Raw genomic sequence first — 20,525 nt, 5'->3', positions numbered from 1 at the left:
CATGAGAATTCCATGGAGAAGGATTTCCGGTCGGTACATAGATAAGATCTGTTTCCGGATCATACGTTACACCGTTCCATGGAGCCGCGCCGCCGTTTTTCCACTGATCGCCTTCCCAGGTTGCGTTTAAGGTTCCGCTGATACCATTTTCTTTACCGTTAAGGTAACCCATATGCCCCTCAACCGTTGGTCTGCTCCACACAATCTCACCGGTTTTTGGGTCACGGGCTTCAACTTTCCCGACAATACCGAATTCTCCGCCCGAAACTCCAGTTACGACAAGACCTTTAACGATAAGCGGTGCTGCTGTAAATGAATAGCCGTCTTTGTAGTCAGCGATGGTTTTTTTCCATACCACTTTACCGGTTTCACGATCCAGTGCTACGAGTTTAGCATCCAATGTACCGAAAATAACCAGGTTGTCGATCAATGCCGCACCACGGTTAATAACGTCACAACACGGTAAAATCGCATCCGGAAGTTTTGCTTCATAATTCCAAATTTCTCGACCTGTTGCAATATCCAGAGCGTATAGACGTGAGTAAGACCCTGTTACATACATAACACCGTCTTTCACCAACGGTTGAGACTCTTGACCTCTCATTTTTTCACCGCCGAAGCTAAAGTTCCATGCAGGTACCAGATCTTTTACGGTTTTTTTGTTGATTTGTTTCAATGTAGAATAACGTTGACCTTTTTGGCCCATGCCATACGTTACAACATCGCCTACAGTTTTGTCGTCATTAAGAATATCATCATACGTTACCGGTGCAAAAGAAGCTTTTACCCCGCCTTTTGCAAGACCTGTGCCCTGAGCAGCACATCCTATAAGAAAAGCAGCAAGTGTTACTGCTATCTTTGTAGTTAGCGTTTTACTCTGTCTCATTCTATCTCTCCTTCAAAGTTTGATTAGCAACAAATTTGTCTAAATTTGTCATTCCCAAAAGTATACATAAGAAAAATAGCCTGAATTTAGCGGTGGAAAAATTCAACTTTTTTTCAACACTTTTTTGGATTTATACCCGATAAATGCGAGGCTGAGGGCAATAATAAAAGAGATGAAAAGGATAAAAAAAGTGAACGGATCGAACTTTAAATAGAGGGCAAAGCGTATAGATTCGACAATATAGGTAAAAGGATTGCACGAAGAAACATTAAATAAAAAGAGCGAAGAGTCTTTAATCTTCCATAACGGATAAAGTGCCGAGCTTAAAAAGAACATGGGGAAGATTACAAAGTTCATGATTGCTGCGAAATTTTCCAGCTGTTTGATGACCGAAGAGATAAAAAGCGCGAACGCGTTGAGGATGATCGAGGTGAATAAAATAACCGGAATCGAAAGGAGTACACCTGACAAAGTAAGTTCTATACCGTATAGATAGGCTACGAATAAAAAAGTAATGGCTTGAATCGTCGAGACGATCGCCGTCGCAAACATTTTGCAAAAAAGGAGAAAATTTCTATTGATATAGGAGGTGAGTAATATTTTCATACTGCCCATCTCTTTATCAATAATCATGGTCAAAGAGCTTTGCATCCCGTTAAAAAGCAAAATCATCCCCACCAAACCCGGGACGATATAGGTTTCATAGGTGATATATGACTCATACGGCGGGATGATTGCCAAACCCAGTGCTGATTTGAAACCGACCGAAAAAATAAAGAGCCACAATAATGGTCGCACCAGTGCCGAAAAAAATCGGCTTTTCTCTTTTAAAAAGCGTAATAGCTCTTTGTAAATGATCCCTTTGGCACAATAGAAATATTTACGCATCAGGGTTCTCCTTCGTCAAATATTTGAAGGTTTGGGTCAAATCCGGTTGGTTATGTTCTGCGATGATTGTCTCAACTTTACCCGTCCCCAGTATTTGCCCTTTATGAATGATCGCGAGGCTGTCGTTTGCTTGAACTTCATCAAATAAGTGGGTAATCCATAAAACGGAAACATCCCCTTGTTCCACTTTGCGGCGCAAATAGTCCAGAATATCAAATCGGCTTTTTAAATCCAATCCGACCGTTGCTTCATCCAATAAAAGGAGCTTAGGTTTGTTGATAAGTGCCCGTACGATTTCAACCCTTCGTCTGTGCCCGCCGTTGAGTTTTTGAACCTTGGTGTCCAGCTTTTCATCCAGTTCAAGATCTGTCAGCTCATCTTTGATCGAGGCAATCGTCTCTTTAAAACTCAAACCTTTTAACGCACCGTAATAGTAAAGATTTTGTCGGACGGTCAAATCCAGATCGAGGGTGGGTTCTTGAAAAACGATACCGATATCTCTGAGGGCTTGGGAATAGTTTTGTATGGTGTATCCATTGATTTTTATCGAACCTGACTGAAGGTTTAAAAGTCGGGTCAACAACGAAAATATCGTCGATTTACCGGCGCCGTTCAGTCCTAGCAGGACAAAAAAGGAGGCTTCTTCGATCGAAAATGAGACATCGTTGAGTACTATATCTTTGTCATATTTGTGGGAGACGCCTTCAAGCTCTAAAATATATTTTTTCATCTTAGTTTGTCGGAACAACCGCTATTCCCCAGGGATAACGGCCTACTTTGATACTTTTAACAACTTTCAGTTCATTCACATCAATCACCGAAACGTCTCCGCTGATCCCATTGGTCGTATAGAGCTGATGTTCATTCTCCGCAAAGGCCATCTGCCATACACGTTTGCCGACTAAAAGATACGTAATGACTTTATAGGTTTTCGCATCAATGACAGCTACATGATTGGCAGGTCCGAGAGCAACAAACGCATATTTCCCATCACGCGTAAGACGGATACCGACGGGCTGAATCTGATCTTTAAAAATACCCGGAATAGCAAACTTGATTTTGGCAATACTTTTTTTCGTCGCAGTATCGACGACCATCACCGTACCGCCGATCTCGGAAGAAGCCCAAACTTTGTCACCGCTTTTACTGAACTCTATATAACGCGGTCTTTGATCCACCAAAGTCGTATGTACTATTTTTTTGGTTTTGGTATCTATCCAGTGTAAAAAATTAGAGGTCTCTGTTGTGGTGATCGCCAATTTGCCATCGGGGCTTACCGCCATCCCTTCCGGTTCTATTCCGACCTCAATCTGTGTCACAACACTTTTTTTTACTGTATTTACGACGGTTACCATCGCATCATTCTCATTCGCAATATACAGCTCTATCCCGTTCGGGTGAAGTGCGAATTGTTCCGGATCCTCACCTGATGGGAGGTTAGCGACTACTTTTTTGCTTTTAAGGTCTAGAATCTGTACGGTATCATCGTCGCTGGCACAGACAAAAAGTTTTGTTTTAGACTTATCGAGAACGATGCCGCGCGGTCTTTGCCCAACCTTTATCGTATCGGTCACTTTCTGGGTTTTAGAGTCTATGACCGAAACCGTATTGTCCTTCTCATTAGACACATAAACCGTGTCTGCCTGAACGCCGATACTAAGAAACAAAATTCCCAAAAGTGCTATTTTTTTCATACAAATCCCTAAACCGCTGAGTTGTAAAAATTATACAAAAGGAATATAGCTCGAAAATAGCTATATACACGCTATATACTTTTTCTATAATAAGCGCATATCATTATCACAGGAGAGAGCATGCCTACTGTACTGCGGTTACTGCTTTTTACACTTATATGGACCGTTTCATTGAGTGCTTCAGGGCTACGTGTCAACATCCTTTATTTGAACCAAAAAGTACAGCGTCCTCCTGTACTTTCAAACATCATCGAAAAACCGGATGATTTAGGATTGACTGGGGCGAAGATAGCGGTAGAAGACACTCAAAAAACGGCAAAGTTTCTGGATCAGCATTACTCTTTGACAACGGAAGTGTCGTATAAAGAGGAAGATCTGATAAAAGCTTTTGAGCGTTTTGTCGATGCCGGCGGACACTATGTGATTGTTAATGTCAAGCTTCCTCTCTTTCTTAAACTGATGAAACACCCGAAAATCAAAGAGGTTCTGATAATCAATGCGGGACTCAGCGATACCAGTCTTCGTATGTATTACTGCAACATTAACCTTTTACACACGATGCCAAGCGATGCCATGCTTTATGATGGATTAATGCAATTTCTCGTCAAAAGAAATTTCAAAAAAATATTTTTGCTCCAGGGAAAAACGGTTAAAGACAAACATATAGCCATCGCCATCAGAAGAGCCGCAAAAAAATTCAATGCCACGATTGTTAAAGAAAAAATCTGGAATAACGCCACGGATATTCGTCGAAAAGCCGAAGATGAATTACCGGTATTTACCCAAGGCGGAGACTATGATGTCATCGTCACGGCAGATTATTTCGGCGATTTCGGGGAGTTCGTCTATTTTAATTCATGGCTTCCCCGCCCTGTAGCCGGAACGCAAGGACTCACTCCCCTCATGTGGCATAAAAGCATCGAGCAATGGGGTGCGGCACAAATGCAGGAGCGTTTTAAAAAATTTGCAGCGCGTGATATGGAGTCCGAAGATTTCGCGGCCTGGGTAGCCGTCCGAACGATTGCAACCTCCCTAATGCATACGAATACGAGCGATGTCAAAACCAATATTGCCTATATCCGCTCCAATGAATTTGAACTGGCAGCGTACATGGGACGGCCACTCTCGTTTCGAAGCTATAACGGGCAGCTCAGAATGCCGATAGCTCTTGTTCAGCCGCTGGCGCTTATCTCTAGCTCACCGCAAGTAGGCTTTCTGGATCCCGTAACAGATTTGGATACGCTGGGAATCGCGAAATTCGAGATGAAATGCAAAAGATAATTTTGATTTTAGCCCTCTTCCTAAACGGAATGCTCTGTGCGGAGAGTCTCCGTAGTGAGACAGAAAACTCCATCTCCTACAGAGTCAGTGACACTTCTTTCGAAGAGGTGCAATTGCGGATCAACAATGAACTCCAGGTTAATGCCTTTAATATTGCCTACGAAATCAATATCGCCAAAGCTTTGTCAGGGGTATCCAAAAGTATGGAACACCAGCCCCTGATTGTGAAGGGAGTCGGAATAGGATTTTGTAAACCTTCGGCTACGTATAAAATGGTGGAGAAGAGCGTCGATGTACTGCTGTACTGTCCATTCAGGATACTGATTGTTGAAACACAAAAGAGTCCTGATATTACGGTCTCTTTTCTCAAAAATCCTCGCATCAGTGAGAAGATTGATCCGAAAGAGCTTGATGAGATGATTGAGAATATCATCTCGTCTGCCTTGAATTAGAACGTTTCGTAAATCTTATACGTCCCGTCGGCGTAGATAATATAGACTTTTTTGACCGCTTCTTCATTTTGGCTGGCGGGAAGACTCAGGCCGATAGCCCCTTCGGGTTTCTCTGCCATAAACTTTTTAATCACGGCAGGAGGGACATTTCCTTCAAATACATAATCGCCGAGAACGGAAGTATTGCAAGAATAGAGCTCTCTTGGAATACCGATACTGTGTTTTAGACTTTTAACGTCGGTAAGCGAGACTATTTCCGGTTTCGCTATCGTCATTTCCATCTCCGTCATCCACGATGCGGGGCATGAACCGGTTAACGGCTTGTAAATCTGTAGTTTAAGATCTTCTGCATCTGCTAATGAAAGCATCAAAAGAATCAGGGCTGTTTTTTTCATAATTTTCCTTCTAAGATATGGGGATGACGGGATAGGATATTCTCTTTTATCGATTGAACCTGCATGGGATCAAGAGTCTCAAATCCGTTTGTAGGATTGTGATGCGTCATGATTTCTTCGGTCACTTGACCGCCTAAAAAAAGTATTTTCTGCGAGAGTGCGATGGCTTCATCCAGATCGTGTGTGACCAAAATCACAGTCGGATTGAAACTTTTGCAAAAGAGCATAAGATCATTTTGGAGCGCTCGTGCCGTAGGTTTGTCCAGTGAGACAAACGGTTCATCCAATAAAATGAGTCTCGGTCTGTTGATAAATGCCCTCACAAGAGAGACACGTCTTGCCATACCGCCGGAGAGATTTTTAGGGTACATTTCCAGCGTATGCTTCAGCCCCACCATCTGTAAAAGATTCTCTATCTCTTCGGGATCACCGATTTTGTCTATCACGGAGATATTTTCTCTGACGGTAAGCCACGGCAATAGCCGGGGTTCTTGAAACATCATTCCGATGGAATCACTGTCCATCTCGATGGAACCTTCAAAATCATCATCTAACGATGCAATCAGCTTTAGCAGGCTCGTTTTTCCGCATCCGGAAGGGCCGACGATAGAGAGAAAAGTCCCCGGTTCAAGAGTGAAACATATATCTTGGAGAAGCTCTCTATCCGCGTATTTTTTACTATGAATATCGATATTCAGCATCTTATCTCCATTTCGCTATCCGGTCGTCAATCGGTCGGAAAATAAAATTTTCGATGAGTATGATGATAATGATAAATGAGAACGAATAGGCAAGAATCGATGTGATATCAAAAAACTGAAAAAACATGGAGAGCTGAAATCCGATACCGTCGCTTCTCCCCAAAAGTTCTACCACCAGAACAATTTTCCAGATCAAGGAAAGGCCGTTTCGGGCACTTGCAATGATATACGGATAAAGCTGCGGAATGTAAAAGGTTGAGAGCAATCGGTAGCGTGATACCTTGTAAACGCAGGCAACCTCCAGAAGTTTTTTGTCAATCGCCTTGACCCCTTCTCTGATATTGACGATTACCATCGGGACCTTATTGATAACAACGGCCAAAATCGCTGCAACATCGCTTAATCCCAGCCAAATATAGCAGAGCATGATAACGACCAATGCCGGCATATTCAGACCGAGGATCAAGAAGGTATCCAAAGCCGCATCGATTTTTTTAAAGTTCCCCATCAGCAGACCAAACGCGATACCGATAGGCATGGCAAAAAGAAAAATCATCGATACGCGATAAAGGGTAACACCCAGATGATGGAGCAGTTCTCCGCTTGAGATATGCTCTATCAGACTACTAAAAACATTCATCGGTGAGGGAAAAACAGGAGAATCGGCCAAAATTGCTGTTGCCTGCCATAACAGAACCAGCAAGACCATCGATCCGATACGCAGATACATAGAATTAGACATCTGTTTTACCGCGAAGCATCATAATCATAAGGCCAAAACATGGTTCTATCCAGACGTGTAGCATTGCCGACCAGCTCTTTGCCGCCGGTTTTTTCCAAAAGGGTATAGATTTTTTCAATCTCTTTCATTTCATCTTGGGTAAACTTTTTAGGAATTCCCGCACGGTACCCTTTTTTTAGGGCTTCAAACGTTGCATCATCGTTGACATGCATGGATGGCCGTAAATAATCCCATGCTTTGTCGTCTTGCTTAAGTATCGTATTGGCTTCCTGTGACGCTTTTAAAAAACGGTTGATCACGTTTTTATTTTCTACCGCATAGGAACGTTTAAATACCCATCCGATTAGCGGGACTTCTTGGTTGGAAATACCGAGGCTGCCTAAAATCTCCGGAACGGATAACACCGGGGTCATCCCCTGATCTTGCAAACGTGCATTATAGTGCCAATAATTGAGCACGGCATCCAAACTGCCGTCTTGTAATTTGGCATTTAAAATCGGAGGAGCGGCAAAGACGATCTCCGTGCTGTCTTGCAAATCGATTCCGAGTTTTTGTGCCGCATACGCCTTTAAGAATAACCAGCTTTTATCCATCGGACCTCCGGCAACACCCAATTTTTTACCTTTTAGGTCATTAAGGGTGCGGTAGCGGGGATTATTGGTGTAAATTCCGCCGGATACTTTGGAATAAGGGTAGAAAAATAAAGAGGGCTTAGGGAAATTTTGACGATTGACCCAGACCCAGTCATTCACGATGACATCAACACTGTCCGCTTGAAACGCAACGGCGACCCCATTTTTAGAAGCGAGTTCTTTAATTTCAAGATCAAATCCGTATTTCGTATCGAGTCCGCGTGATTTGATAATCATCAATTCCCAATTGACCGTTCCGTATGCGAGAACGCCCACTTTGAGCTGCTTGTTATTTCCGTATATTAATGTAAGTAAAAATAAGAGCGATAGAAAGATTTTCATAAATAGTTCTCCACATTTTAATTCGAAGTACCTGTATTCTAGTACAGAAATATAGCTTGAATATAGCGGTAAAAATTTCTTTTAAAGCGCTATTATCAGGCTATTTTCATATCCTATAATTTCCACATCAAAAGAAAAAAGGAGTTGAGTATGAAGAAATTGCATACACTTGGATTGATGGCATTGCTATCAACAACACTAGTATTTAGTCACGGAAACGTAACCCCTCAACCGGTAGACACTAAAGGTTTGGCGCCGATAGGAGAAAAATGGTTGGAAACGAATCCCTATGTCGGAAATGAAACGGCTATTGAAATCGGTAAACATGCCTATGCCGAAAACTGTGCCCGTTGTCATGGATTGGATGCTGTATCCGGCGGTGTTGCACCCGATCTTCGTTTTCTTGATCCGGGCTTAGAAGGGGACCAATGGTTTATGGAGAGAATCCGCGGCGGAGCTGTACGTAACGGTAACGTTTACATGCCTAAATTCGAAGGTATTATCAACCAAGAAGGTATGTGGGCAATCCGTTCTTACTTATTTTCAGTCAAAGTCGACCATTAATCCATGAAACTTCTAACGCTCATCATCGCGTTCCTGCTTCTTCCTCTTTGCTCCTATGCCAGGAGTATTGAGGATATTCAGGCGAGCGGAGAAATCATCATTGCTGTCTATAATGATTTTGCACCCTACTCTTACATGGAGAATGGTGAGGCCAAAGGGATTGATATTGAAATCGGCAAGGCTATTGCCGAGTCCCTCAATGTCAAGCCCAAATGGTACTTTACAAACTCAGATGAAAATCTCGATGATGATCTTAGAAATTTGATATGGAAAGGTAATATAATCCATAAGAACCGCGCAGATGTTATGCTCAGAGTTCCCTATGACTATGATTATATGCGAGAAACAGATGCCACAACCGGTGGACTCCGAACCGATATGGTGGTTATCAAATCACCCTATCATGCGGAAAAATGGGTTATCGTGACGCACAAAGAGACGATACCGTCGATTAATACGATGGGTATTTTTGCCTATCATACAATCGGTGTAGAGCTCGACACCCTTCCGGACAAACATCTCTCAATGCTCAACCGAGGTCTGCTGCGTAAAAATGTTAAACGCTACGCGAAATACGGCGATGCCGTCCAAGATTTTAAAGACGGTAAAATCGATGCTATTTCCGGACTGCAGTCACAGCTTGAGTTTTTACTTGATTACAAAAACAATCAAGACAAATATTATATGACCAAGGAAGTGCTGGGTATCAAATCCATATGGGATTTAGGTATCGCTGTTCGGACGGACTACCGTGAGTTAAGCAATCATATCGATGGCGTCATTACAAAACTATATCAAGCCAACACCCTGCAGACAATATTTGATCAATATCACGTAATGTATACCAAACCGGTCTCTTACGGACCTTAAAGGACAATAGATGCATTCTATCCTGTGCAAATGCGCACTCACTATTCTTCTGCTAGGGATCACCCTGGAAGCAAAAAATCCGATTTATTCCCCCACATTTGATGATCTTATCCACAATACACTTCATGGCGCAACCTATAGTTATGATGACACCAATATTACGATAAGCGTCCCAAAATTTGCGGACAATCCATCCCAGGTACCGGTATCGATCGATGCTTCGAAAATCAAAGAGGCAAAACGGATGATCGTCTTCGCCGATCTCAATTACATACCGGAAATTATGGATGTTAAATTATTAAAACTCGACCCCATTTTTTCTTTTAATATCCGTGTTGCACAGGAAACCCCTGTTCGAGTGCTCGTAGAAGATGCAAATGGACTATGGCACGTAGGGAGCGCCAATATCAAAAGTTCCGGAGGAGGATGCGCAACACCGAACACGCCGGAAGAGAGTAAAAAATTTGCACTTCTGCAGGGTAAGCATAAAAGCAGCGTGACACGGGTTAAGGATACTTATTTTATCAATTTTTCTATTTTTCACCCGATGGAAACCGGTTTGATGTTTGGAACCACCGCATTTTATATCAAGCATCTTGACCTTTACTACAAACAAGAGCTGATCGGCAGTATGGAACTGACCTCAGCCATCAGTCAAAACCCGACATTATTACTCCAAACCTCAGCCGGAGACGGCACCTACTCGATCGATCTGGAAGATACGGATGCCAATGAGTACCGCATATTAACGAAACTCCATGCGGAATAAGGGGCTGTTCGGGCACCCTTACTCAGATCCTTCCATATCGTCTTAGAAGTTATAATTTAAACGAACGAGAAACCGGTTATATCCGCCGTCATACTCGCTAATGCCGTCATTTCCCAGATTATTGTTTTGATCATTTACAATCACATAGTTTACTTCGGCATGAAGCGCTTCCGTTATCTTATACATAGCGATGAGATCAATCTCTTCCACCTTCATATTTCCCGGAGTACTCGTAAAGTGAGAATAACCGGCATTCAGGGTTACCCCTTGTATACCTGCATCTTCCAGATCCGCTTCCGCATTGAATTGATAAGCACTGACATCTTCAAAATCATCTAGATTCACCTCTTCCGTATCTACCACATACGGCCCGTTACCAAAGCCGCTTGTTATCTGCTTTCCCGCACTGCTGGATGCTTTGTTGTATGCTGCGCCGAATGTCAGCATACCGATACTCAGATTCGTACCGATGCCGTAAACATTCCCCTCTGCACCACTGCTGCTTTTTTCATTAAATCGGCTCAACTGACCAATGATCTCTAATCCGTCCTTTTCGTTGAACTCGATGGTATACGTTGCATCCGTGTAGAAAATATCAGAGAGCTTGTCTATGCCGTAATACCATCCTTGCAATGCAAGATTCTCAATACTTTCGTTCGTTATACCGGCAACGGCGGCACCGTTGCTTCCCGGAACCATTTTTTTGAATTTTGAAATATCGTTCCCGGAATCGTACCCCGCCCATCGCGTGATGTATCCTCCATGAATGGTTGTCTCATCTATCCCTTTATAGGTTGCCATCGCCGCTTCAAAACTGTTCGGATGCATACGGATGTCATCGGTATCGGCGAACGGAGTATCAATCAACTGACGGCCGATACGAAACTCCAAATCTTCGGTACCGTAATGGAGATATCCCTCTCCGATATAAGCATAGGAGCGAGTCTGTTCTCCGAAAAAATCCGGATTTGTTTTCTCATCACTGAAATTACCGGTTGCAAAATTGAGTTTCCGGGATATATATCCACCGACTCCGAGCTTGATGCCATTCCAGGTATCTGTTTCATACTTCACGATACCTCCGACTGCGCTTGCGTAGGTATCACTCTCTATTTCATTATTTTGGCTGATGTATGCGGTACGGATTTCACCGCTTATTTTCTCTTGTATAAATGCTTCATCAATACTGGATGCATTTAATACCGCTACCGCAGATAAACTCAACGCAACTGTTTTTTTCATGTAAATCTTCCAATCGTATCTTTGTTTGGGAATAAGTATATAGAATGTAAATAGCTCTAAAATAGCTCTTGCATGAAAAAAACAAAAGGGGGATTTGACTCTTGTTCTGGAGGTGATAGATGGTTATGAGGATTTTTTTTGTAGATTGAAGAGAGACGGTATACCCGAAAGAATTTGCATCCTCAGGTACATGTACGTCTTTCTCCCCTTCTTTTCATCATTACCTTATTGACGTCGACGAAACTTCACATAGGTTCAAAACTTTTTTAAAAAGGAGGGTTCATCCCCGAAGGGATGAGTCTTGCATATCGATTCTTAGAAATTAAGTGTCAAATATACTTGGATTGAATTGGATTGTGAACCGTTATTCTGGTCATCCGCGTCCGTAGATACGTATGCCAAAGTCGTGTCCAATGCTCCAAAAGACTTCGATGCTGACAATGCGATCTCTTGCATATCAACTCCGACGCGCGGCGTTGCAAGGGTATCGACGAATCCATTGTTTACATTAGTATAATAAGCGCCGAATTTAGCGATATCCATATTGTATTCAGCACTCACGTTTACAGTCTGTGCATTCGGTGCACCGACATAGCCATAATTCCAAAATGCTTCCGTATACAATTTTGATTGGGAAGCAACCGTATTGTTAGTAGCAAGGTTGGCAACTTTAAATACACTGTCTTTGTCTACATCAGAATAGGCAGCAGATACTTTGAGGTTTTCGATACCTTCATATCCGACTTTGAATGCATATCCTTTGGAATCATGAACACCTTCATATTCACCTTTTGGACTGATTTCAGTATATTGAGCACCCAATTTCAGACCTTTAAGCAATTCGCAATTCACGTCTCCCTGTAACCAGAAAGCATCTGCGGCATCAACAACATTGTAGTACCAGGCCTGTGCTGTCAACGGTTTGTACGAGTTGTTGATGATACCCGCTACATTCGCACCCTGCGCACCATGGGTACCGAATTTTCCTCCCGCACCTACAATACCGTCAAGTCCAAGACCCGAAGTGTTATCGGCAGCACCGCCAGGACCGTCAGTGTAGCCGACAGCATTGACACCGTTACTGTGTCCGGCATATACAGCGACCAAAGTCGTATCAGGAATATCCTGGTTGATAAGAACAAAAGCTTCATAGCTATTGGGTGCAACCGACCACGTTTCACTAAATGAAAGCGGTGAATCGAGCAGCATACGCCCTGCTTTAAACGTTGTATTGCCATACGTTGCGGCAATCCATAGTTCACCGATCCATGCTTCATCAGAAACATCATTACCGGCACCCGGGTTAGTAGCCGTGTGCGCACTTGACCAGGTATTGCTTACAAGATTGTTTTCAAGACCGAGCGTACTGATCGCATATCCAGTGATACCGAAAGAGAAATGTTTGGCAAGATCTCCGGTTACACCGAGACGAAGAGCAGTATCTGCTGAACTTGATGCTTGACTAAAAAGATCACTTGGATTTTTATCATCCGTATAATAATAAAGCTTAGCGTCACCGCTTACTTTTACATTATCGATTGCAAATGCACTTGTTCCTAGCAATACTGCCGCTGCAAGACTCATTACGACTGCTTTTTTCATATCATCTCCTTATGTTATCGATTTTGATTATAAAAACAATACTAATTTATATAGATATTATTTATATAATTTGAAATCTTCCGATAAGTATATATAATGTAAATAGCGGTGAAATAGCTTGAAAATAGCCTGAAAATAGCCATGTTGTGCAAAAATAAATCCATAGTGATTTAGCATGATTTTGAAACAGATATGGAAATTATCTGAAAAATGGTCTCGGCAATGAATGAGATCTATTTTTTACTAAGATCTACTGATCAAGGGTATGTTTTTATAAAAAAAGACCAAATTCACCCTCGAATACAAATCCTTTAGTATTATTTAAACGTATACGTCCTATGATGCTTTAAAGAGAACAACATATAAGGATTTTTAATGTCAGTAAATCCATTAGAGAGTATAAGCCTGCAAGAAATTCTAGATCATTCTCCTGATGGCATATTTACGATAGATACCAATCAGTTCATTCAGTATGTCAACCCTTCCTTCTGCCGACTGCTTGGATATTCTGCGGATGAACTCTATCGAACCTCAATTACCGATCATCTCGGAGATTTAAAGATTCTGGCTACCTGCATGAGAAGTGTCGAAGCCAATGGACACTGCAATGATCAGGAAACCATTTTCAAACGCAAAGACGGTTCCATCGTCCACATTTCCAAAAATGTTCAAGCTCTTTATGATGAAAACAATAACATTCGCAGTATTCTCATCAGTATCCGAGACATGACAGCGCTGCATCAGCTGAACAAAGAGCTGATGGAAGCCAAATACGATACACTCACCAATCTCCCGAACCGGACAAAGCTTCTGAGTGATATCAATGACATTCAATCCCACTTTACGATCATACTGCTCAATATTGACAGCTTTAAAGAGGTCAATACCTTTTACGGTCATGAAATCGGGGATCAGCTTCTCCTCTCACTGGGGAGACAGCTGGGCAATTATGCTCAATCGTTCGGGCAATCTATCATTTACAAACTCCCTTCCGATGAATATGCCATCCTGATCAAAGGTTCGCATACAAAAGATGAGATTGAAAGTTTTATTTTCGGATTGTCTCATTCCGTCAGCAATACGACATTTCAGATATTGGACCAGGAGATCAGCCTCAATATCACCGTCGGCATCGCAGGATCATCATCTAATCTAAACGTACCCAAAAAAGAGATCATACTCCATGCGGATATGGCGTTAAAGCTGGCAAAACAAACCCGAAAAAATTTTCTTTTTTATGATGAGTCTCTCCACATCAAAGAGGATTATGAAAACAATCTTTTGTGGATCAAACGGTTACGAAACGCTATCGATGACAACCGGATTGTCCCCTTTTTCCAGCCCATCGTCAATGCCAAAACGCTTAAAATCGAAAAATACGAAGCACTGGTGCGTATCATCGAAGAAGACGGAACCATCATCTCCCCGTTTCACTTTTTAGAAATCTCAAAAAAAGTAAAACTCTACCATCAGATTACGACCATTATGATTGATAAAGTATTTGATGAGATGCAGCATCATCAGAATCTTCAATGTTCGATCAACCTCTCGATTGAAGATATTCAGGACGGTTTTATGAATGCCTATATCCTCAACAAGATCAAATGTTGTCCATACGGAAACCGTATCATCTTTGAAATACTCGAATCAGAGGGTATTCGCAACTACGAAACGATCAATGCTTTTATTACCGAAGTCAAAAAATACGGTGCCAAGATTGCCATCGATGATTTCGGTGCCGGATATTCCAACTTTGCCTATATTACGAAACTCGACATTGATTTTATTAAAATTGACGGTTCCATTATCCGCGACATCAATACCAATACGACGTCCCAGATCATTACCAAGACCATTATTGATTTTGCATCGCAGCTGGGGATCGAAACGGTCGCGGAGTTCGTCCATAATGAAGATGTTCATAATTACCTCAAACACCTTCCTCTCAACCACTTGCAAGGATACTATTTCGGAGAGCCGAAGCCTTCTATACCATAAGGAGTGTCTCTCTGAAATCAGCTATGATCCTGCTCTTTTTTGTGAATGGGAATACGCCCGAAAAACTCTCGGCACACTCCTATGATCTTCTCCTGACGCTCTTTGCCGACAGGTTCGTTTTGTCGAATAGAATGTACATGATCGATCAGTCCTCCGATCCCCTGAGGGATCATCGATGTCAAATACTGACGCAGAGCCGAGCTCACGGCCGGTGCACGTCCTGAGGTATTGATCCCGACACAGAGATCCCCTTCCACGATCAAAGCCGGAAAAATAAAACTGCACAATGCGGGAGAATCGACACAATTGACGGGAATACGCTGTTCCATACAGATTGTATAGATTTTTTCCTGCTCCGATAAATCATCCAGCGCCCCGATCACCAGATAACGTCCTGCTAAATCTTCGATGACGTAAGGACGTTCGATAAGGGTAATAGTGTACTCCTGAGAGAGCAGACGAATCTCATCATGTATCTCTGGCGCTATCACCGTTAAGGACGGATTGAACTTGACCAGCTGTTCGATCTTTCTGAGGGCAACTTCCCCCGCTCCGACGACAAGACACTCTTTGTTTTTGAGATCAACGAACATTGGAAATAGTGCCATAGGCTGTCCTTTTTAGTTTAACCGTCAGATTGATTAAAAAATAATCATAAATTTGTTTTACTTATCGATATTTTACACTATTATTTTTGAAGACAAAAAAGTCCTAATAAAAGGAAACCCTATGAACGGCAAACTTTATTTGATCGGTTGCGGTCCAGGCGATGCCGACTTGCTAACGCTCAAAGCATTAAAAACCATCGAAAAACTTGATGTTGCTTTAATCGACCATCTCCTTACCGATGAGATCATTGCCCTTATTCCAGATACCACCAAAGTAGTATTTGTCGGAAAAGAGAAAGGGAAACACAGCTTTCCGCAAGAAACGATCAATGCAATGATTACCGAATACGCCCATCAAGGCTACACGGTAGGCCGACTCAAATGCGGCGACCCCTATATTTTCGGACGGGGAACAGAAGAAGCGATCTATGCCTCATCCAACGGGATTGAAACCGAAGTGATCCCCGGTATATCCTCGGCACTCTCAGGTCCGCTCTCTGTGGGAATCGCTCCGACGGCCCGCGGAGTCAGTACGGGAGTCTCGATCGTGTCGGCACACTTGTCCGGAGACCGCGTCAACCTCTCATGGATTCCGATGCTCGGAGTGAGTGATCATACGACAGTCGTACTGATGGGTCTCAGCCGTATACGCCAGATCGTCAAAGAAGCATTGGATCAGGGAATTGATCCCGCTCTTCCGGTCGCCATTGTCTCCAATGCCACCACAGCGATCCAAAGTTCCATCGTCACGACCCTCCGTGATCTCGCCGCTACCGCCAAAGGGGCACCCAAACCGGCGATCTTGGTCTTCGGGGAAGTGGTCAATCTCTCTCAGGTACTCCCGAAATACCGCTATGAGGAAAAGGAGGTTTCGTATGACATCGCTAATGCAGGCTAATGAAGCACGCTCTGCCAAGCGCCACAAAACCGAATCGATCAAAGATACCTTCGATGCCGCCGAAGCATGGGACCGCCTGATAGGGTATTCGAAAAACGGCTACGCTTCGATCAGCGATGACGATAAAGATTTTGTCCTCAAAAGTTTCGGGATTTTCGACCGACCTGCCACGCCGGAGCGCTTTATGCTCCGTGTCCGCATTGCAGGAGGCTCTTTAAGCGTCGAACAGGCTATGGCGGTTGCTTATACGGCAACGACATTCGGACAGGACTATATCGACCTCACGACCCGCCAGCAAATCGAACTCCGCTATCTGCGGATCGAAGATATGCCCGAAGTCTACAAGCGCCTGGAAGATGTCGGACTCACCGGCTATCAAACCGGGGTCGATAATTTCCGCAATATCCTCATCGATCCGCTCGATGGCTTGGCTATGGACAACATTATCTCCTGCCGAAACATTATGGAGGAGATCCAATCGATCTTTTTAAAAAATCCCGACTGGATCACCACCCTTCCCCGTAAATTCAACATCGGCATCAACGGCTCACTCTCCAACCGGTGTAATATTTTCGGTCAGGACTTTGCCCTCTCTCTTGCACAAAAAGACGGAATATACGGGTTTAATCTCTATCTGGGAGGCCGTGTCGGATCGTTGGCTCACAATGCAAATATGTTTGTTTTGCCCACTGAAGCGGTCAAAGTCTTCGAAGCGGTCGCAACCCTTTTTAAAACCTACGGCTTCCGGGACAACCGTAATAAAAACCGTCTCAAATTCCTCATCGAAGCGGTGGGAATGGATGAGTTCAGAAAAGCGATCGAAGAGCAGCTGGGGCAGACAATGGCGACGGCGGGAGAGTCTTTAACGGCATTGGAAGGGGGTGATCATTATGGAAAGATATCCCTCAACAACGGTTCATTCGCCCTTTATTCCGCAGTTCCTTCCGGTGTTTTCAGCGGAACCGATCTTCGCCACGCGGCAGAAATCGCCCAATCACAAAACGGAGAAATCCGTCTTACGATTGAGCAAAACCTGATCATTACCGGGGTTCATGATGAAGAGAGTGCACTGCGTTCACCGCTGTTTATCAAATATCCGAACCGTCCTTCCCCCTATATGGCCAATCTCATCGCCTGTGCAGGGAGCGAACATTGCCCTTTTGGAGTCATTCCCGGTAAACCCGATGCGATCAGTATGAGCGAATACCTTGCACAGACCGTTCCGATGGAAGATGGCAAAATACGCCTCTACTGGTCAGCCTGTGTCAAAGGATGCGGTGTTCACGGAGCCGGAGATCTGGGATTTGTCGGGTGCAAAGTCCCGAGAAACGGCAAGACGGTTCTGGGTGTCGATATTTTCATCGGCGGAACGCTCAGCGGCGAAGGGGGAGAAGCTCATCTCCTGCTCAAAGGGGTCGTCCTCGAAGAGGCAAAAGAATACGTTGCCGAATTGATGTGCGAATACCGTGATCTAAAACTTCCGAAAGAGAGTCTGGAAAATTTTATCCAACGCCTCCAGACCCGTTACAGCAACTATGCGATCGCTTTTTTGATGCGATGGAACCGTTTGATGAATCTGCAAGAGCTGGATACGCACCTGCATTTTAATCTCAAATCCCACGGAGGAAATCACAAAGAGTCCGATGAACTCTATACCTTTGGATTGATGATGGTGCATACGATCACCGGAACGCGCGCTTATGATGTCGACGAACCGTTGCTAGAAGGCAAAAAACCGTTTGGGTTTGAGTCCAAATCATTGGAAGGCCGTTATCTCCCCTATAAATCCATCATCGAAAAAATGGTCCATCCCAATCCGATGAATCGGTATCAGGTCTTTACGGAAATCGTCAGTGATATTGAGAAAATTCAAAATGATATTTAATAATATTACATCTACCGGATGCCCATTTTGCGGGACTGGATGCGCATTAAGTGTTGAACGCAGCGAAAACGGCTACAAAGTCAAAGGGGATAAAACCAATCCTTCCACCCGTGGAGATTTGTGTTTTAAACCGATTCAGATGGCAAAAGCTCTTGATACCAATCGTTTGAATGCCCCGCTGTACCGCCTAGATAAAACGAAACCTTTTCAGGAAATATCGTGGGATGAAGCGATCACGATTCTTGCTCAAAAAATTTCCGAACTTCCGAAAGAAGCCCTCTATTTCTACCTCTCCGGTCAGCTCCTGAGTGAAGAGAGCTACCTTTTTACGAAACTCATCAAAGGCTATCTCGGGACCAATAACGTCGATGCCAACTCCCGCCTATGCATGGCGAGTGCCGTCGTTGCCCACAAAATGGCGTTTGGCAGTGACGGTCCGGTATCCAGCTATAGCGATATCGACGATGCGGAGGTCATCATCATCAGCGGCTCCAATCCCGCGTGGGCACATCCGATCATCTTCCGCCGAATTCTCGCACGGAAAAAATCCCATCCGGATACGCAGATCATCGTAATTGATCCGATTTATACCGAAACGGCGGAAAAGAGCGATCGATGGATCGGGCTCTCCAGCGGAAGCGATACGATGCTTTACAATGCCCTCATGGGAGAGCTCTACCGCCGCGGGAAATGCGACCTCGCTTTTATCGATCGCGCTACTGAGGGTTTTGAATTGAGCCTCGCCGAGGCTCTCTCCGTCCCTTTTGCCGATGCACTCAAATCCTGCGGGATCACGCTGGAGGATGGCGAATATCTGATCGAACAGTTTGCGTCTTCCAAAAAAATTCTCGGATTATGGTGTCAGGGGCTTAATCAGGCTGTTGACGGTGTCATGCGCAATCTCGGATTTATCAACCTCTTTTTAGCGACGGGACGGCTGAATGCGGCTAAAGGATCACCCCTCTCACTTACCGGTCAACCCAATGCCATGGGCGGACGAGAGGCAGGATATCTCTCCAATGCCCTCCCCGGCTACCGTGATGTACGCAATCTCCCCGATAGAGAAATGTGTGAAAAGCAGTGGAACCTGGAAAAAGGCTCGATCGATTCTACCGTCGGAATGACTATCACCGACGCTATCGATGCCATCATGGATCAGCAAATTCAATTGTTATGGGTCGCGTGTACCAATCCGCTCCTCACCCTGCCCGATCTCCAAAAAACCGAACATGCCCTTAAACATCCGAGTCTTTTTATGGTTGTGCAAGATTGTACGATGAGTCAAACAGCCTCTTTGGCCAATCTCGTCCTTCCGACACTCTCCTGGGGAGAAAAAGAGGGGAGCATGACCAACTCCGAACGTTTTATCAAACGTGTCCGCCCTTTCAAATCCGGTCCGGAAGAAGCCAAATGCGACAGCGATATTATTTGCGGCGTAGCGCAGAAACTCGGATTTGAAGGTTTTGAGTACACCAATACGGAAGCAATCTATAATGAGTACAAAGCGCTCACAGAAGCTCGCTTGTGCGATCAAAGTACTCAGGAGTACGAATCGCTCTCCTATCAATGGGGAGGCGAACGCCTCTATGCGGATGAGCACTTTGCCACACACAGCGGCAAAGCACAATTCCACCCCATTGTCTCCGCAGCCGACACACCCGATTCAGATACATTTATTTTGATAACCGGCAGAACGAAAAAACAGTGGCACACGATGACCCGAACCGGATACGTCGCGGAACTGCTCAAAGAAGAAGAAATGCCCTATCTGCTGATGAATGCTTCGGAAGCATTTGCACTGGGAATACAGGAAAACGATGTGGCTGTGATCACCAATGCTCTGGGATCTTTAGAGTTCAGAGTACGATTCGGGCGGCTGGCAGATGGACATGTATTTGTCCCGTTCGGATACCCATCGGCCCCGGTCAATATCCTTGTCCCGGTCCGTAACGATCCGTTCTCTTTCCAAAGTGCACTCAAATCTTCACGGGTGACGGTAAAGGCAAAAGCATAAAATACTCATTTAAAAATCATTTTATACTTATTTGCCTTTTTCATTGACATAATAAAACTTAC

At 44.0% G+C, this 20,525-nt stretch carries 20 protein-coding genes; 9 read left to right on the top strand and 11 right to left on the bottom strand.

Annotated features, from left to right (window positions below):
* The 4 genes from WAO38_RS06305 to WAO38_RS06290 all read right to left on the bottom strand — a co-directional run.
* The coding region (locus WAO38_RS06305) for a PQQ-binding-like beta-propeller repeat protein (protein ID WP_422235411.1) at positions 1-886 on the bottom strand (886 nt) is incomplete at its 3' end.
* Positions 887-988: 102 nt separating this feature from the next.
* The gene (locus WAO38_RS06300) at positions 989-1,774 is read right to left on the bottom strand and encodes an ABC transporter permease (protein ID WP_422235410.1); all 786 of its coding nucleotides are present in this window, start codon (positions 1,772-1,774) and stop codon (positions 989-991) included.
* Positions 1,767-2,504, bottom strand: a complete 738-nt coding sequence (locus WAO38_RS06295) for an ATP-binding cassette domain-containing protein (RefSeq protein WP_422235409.1) — start codon at positions 2,502-2,504, stop codon at positions 1,767-1,769. Before WAO38_RS06295 ends, WAO38_RS06300 begins: the two co-directional genes overlap by 8 nt.
* A gap of 1 nt (position 2,505) precedes the next feature.
* Positions 2,506-3,468: a PQQ-dependent catabolism-associated beta-propeller protein gene (locus WAO38_RS06290; RefSeq protein WP_422235407.1), complete on the bottom strand. Its 963-nt coding sequence runs from the start codon at positions 3,466-3,468 to the stop codon at positions 2,506-2,508.
* Positions 3,469-3,588: 120 nt separating this feature from the next.
* Here WAO38_RS06290 and WAO38_RS06285 point away from each other — a divergent pair, with 120 nt between their 5' ends.
* Both WAO38_RS06285 and WAO38_RS06280 read left to right on the top strand, forming a co-directional pair.
* Positions 3,589-4,749, top strand: a complete 1,161-nt coding sequence (locus tag WAO38_RS06285) for an ABC transporter substrate-binding protein (RefSeq protein ID WP_422235405.1) — start codon at positions 3,589-3,591, stop codon at positions 4,747-4,749.
* On the top strand, positions 4,737-5,201 hold the full coding sequence (locus WAO38_RS06280) for a hypothetical protein (RefSeq protein ID WP_422235404.1): 465 nt from the start codon (positions 4,737-4,739) through the stop codon (positions 5,199-5,201). Before WAO38_RS06285 ends, WAO38_RS06280 begins: the two co-directional genes overlap by 13 nt.
* On the opposite strand, the gene WAO38_RS06275 is transcribed toward WAO38_RS06280, so the two are convergent.
* Genes WAO38_RS06275 through WAO38_RS06260 form a run of 4 tightly spaced genes read right to left on the bottom strand, consistent with a single transcriptional unit; the run spans position 5,198 to position 8,013 of the window.
* Positions 5,198-5,596: a DUF411 domain-containing protein gene (locus WAO38_RS06275; RefSeq protein WP_422235402.1), complete on the bottom strand. Its 399-nt coding sequence runs from the start codon at positions 5,594-5,596 to the stop codon at positions 5,198-5,200. The two genes, WAO38_RS06280 and WAO38_RS06275, sit on opposite strands and share 4 nt — an antisense overlap.
* The gene (locus tag WAO38_RS06270) at positions 5,593-6,297 is read right to left on the bottom strand and encodes an ABC transporter ATP-binding protein (RefSeq protein ID WP_422235400.1); all 705 of its coding nucleotides are present in this window, start codon (positions 6,295-6,297) and stop codon (positions 5,593-5,595) included. Before WAO38_RS06270 ends, WAO38_RS06275 begins: the two co-directional genes overlap by 4 nt.
* Position 6,298: 1 nt before the next feature.
* Positions 6,299-7,039: an ABC transporter permease gene (locus WAO38_RS06265; RefSeq protein WP_422235398.1), complete on the bottom strand. Its 741-nt coding sequence runs from the start codon at positions 7,037-7,039 to the stop codon at positions 6,299-6,301.
* Between the two features lie 5 nt (positions 7,040-7,044).
* On the bottom strand, positions 7,045-8,013 hold the full coding sequence (locus WAO38_RS06260; protein ID WP_422235396.1) for an ABC transporter substrate-binding protein: 969 nt from the start codon (positions 8,011-8,013) through the stop codon (positions 7,045-7,047).
* Positions 8,014-8,163: 150 nt separating this feature from the next.
* Between WAO38_RS06260 and pedF the strand changes: the two genes are divergently transcribed.
* From pedF to WAO38_RS06245, 3 genes are read left to right on the top strand one after another with little or no spacing between them, the layout of a single operon-like run.
* Complete coding sequence (pedF, locus tag WAO38_RS06255; protein WP_422235394.1) at positions 8,164-8,577, top strand: cytochrome c-550 PedF; 414 nt, start codon at positions 8,164-8,166, stop codon at positions 8,575-8,577.
* 3 nt (positions 8,578-8,580) lie between these two features.
* On the top strand, positions 8,581-9,447 hold the full coding sequence (locus WAO38_RS06250) for a substrate-binding periplasmic protein (protein WP_422235392.1): 867 nt from the start codon (positions 8,581-8,583) through the stop codon (positions 9,445-9,447).
* Between the two features lie 10 nt (positions 9,448-9,457).
* On the top strand, positions 9,458-10,216 hold the full coding sequence (locus WAO38_RS06245; RefSeq protein ID WP_422235390.1) for a thiosulfate oxidation carrier protein SoxY: 759 nt from the start codon (positions 9,458-9,460) through the stop codon (positions 10,214-10,216).
* 42 nt (positions 10,217-10,258) lie between these two features.
* Here the strand turns inward: WAO38_RS06245 and WAO38_RS06240 are convergent, their stop codons facing one another.
* Both WAO38_RS06240 and WAO38_RS06235 read right to left on the bottom strand, forming a co-directional pair.
* Complete coding sequence (locus WAO38_RS06240; protein WP_422235388.1) at positions 10,259-11,458, bottom strand: OprD family outer membrane porin; 1,200 nt, start codon at positions 11,456-11,458, stop codon at positions 10,259-10,261.
* 315 nt (positions 11,459-11,773) lie between these two features.
* The gene (locus tag WAO38_RS06235) at positions 11,774-13,060 is read right to left on the bottom strand and encodes a hypothetical protein (RefSeq protein ID WP_422235386.1); all 1,287 of its coding nucleotides are present in this window, start codon (positions 13,058-13,060) and stop codon (positions 11,774-11,776) included.
* Between the two features lie 375 nt (positions 13,061-13,435).
* On the opposite strand from WAO38_RS06235, the gene WAO38_RS06230 reads away from it, so the two are divergent.
* On the top strand, positions 13,436-15,058 hold the full coding sequence (locus tag WAO38_RS06230) for an EAL domain-containing protein (RefSeq protein WP_422235385.1): 1,623 nt from the start codon (positions 13,436-13,438) through the stop codon (positions 15,056-15,058).
* Positions 15,059-15,075: 17 nt separating this feature from the next.
* Here the strand turns inward: WAO38_RS06230 and WAO38_RS06225 are convergent, their stop codons facing one another.
* A complete protein-coding gene (locus WAO38_RS06225) occupies positions 15,076-15,666 on the bottom strand; it encodes a precorrin-2 dehydrogenase/sirohydrochlorin ferrochelatase family protein (protein ID WP_422235383.1) in 591 nt (196 codons plus the stop codon).
* 121 nt (positions 15,667-15,787) lie between these two features.
* On the opposite strand from WAO38_RS06225, the gene cobA reads away from it, so the two are divergent.
* From cobA to WAO38_RS06210, 3 genes are read left to right on the top strand one after another with little or no spacing between them, the layout of a single operon-like run.
* Positions 15,788-16,564 (top strand): uroporphyrinogen-III C-methyltransferase, encoded by a 777-nt coding sequence (cobA, locus tag WAO38_RS06220; RefSeq protein ID WP_422235381.1) that lies wholly within the window; start codon positions 15,788-15,790, stop codon positions 16,562-16,564.
* Entirely contained in the window at positions 16,542-18,449 is a 1,908-nt protein-coding gene (locus tag WAO38_RS06215) for a nitrite/sulfite reductase (RefSeq protein WP_422235379.1), read from the top strand. The genes cobA and WAO38_RS06215 overlap by 23 nt, the downstream gene beginning before the upstream one ends.
* Positions 18,439-20,463, top strand: a complete 2,025-nt coding sequence (locus WAO38_RS06210) for a molybdopterin oxidoreductase family protein (protein ID WP_422235378.1) — start codon at positions 18,439-18,441, stop codon at positions 20,461-20,463. The genes WAO38_RS06215 and WAO38_RS06210 overlap by 11 nt, the downstream gene beginning before the upstream one ends.
* Positions 20,464-20,525 lie beyond the last annotated feature (62 nt).

The organism is Sulfuricurvum sp. (assembly GCF_049277495.1).
Classification (GTDB): Bacteria; Campylobacterota; Campylobacteria; order Campylobacterales; family Sulfurimonadaceae; genus Sulfuricurvum.
Note: the sequence above shows the minus strand (reverse complement) of the source record. Positions and strands in the feature narration are given on the sequence as shown.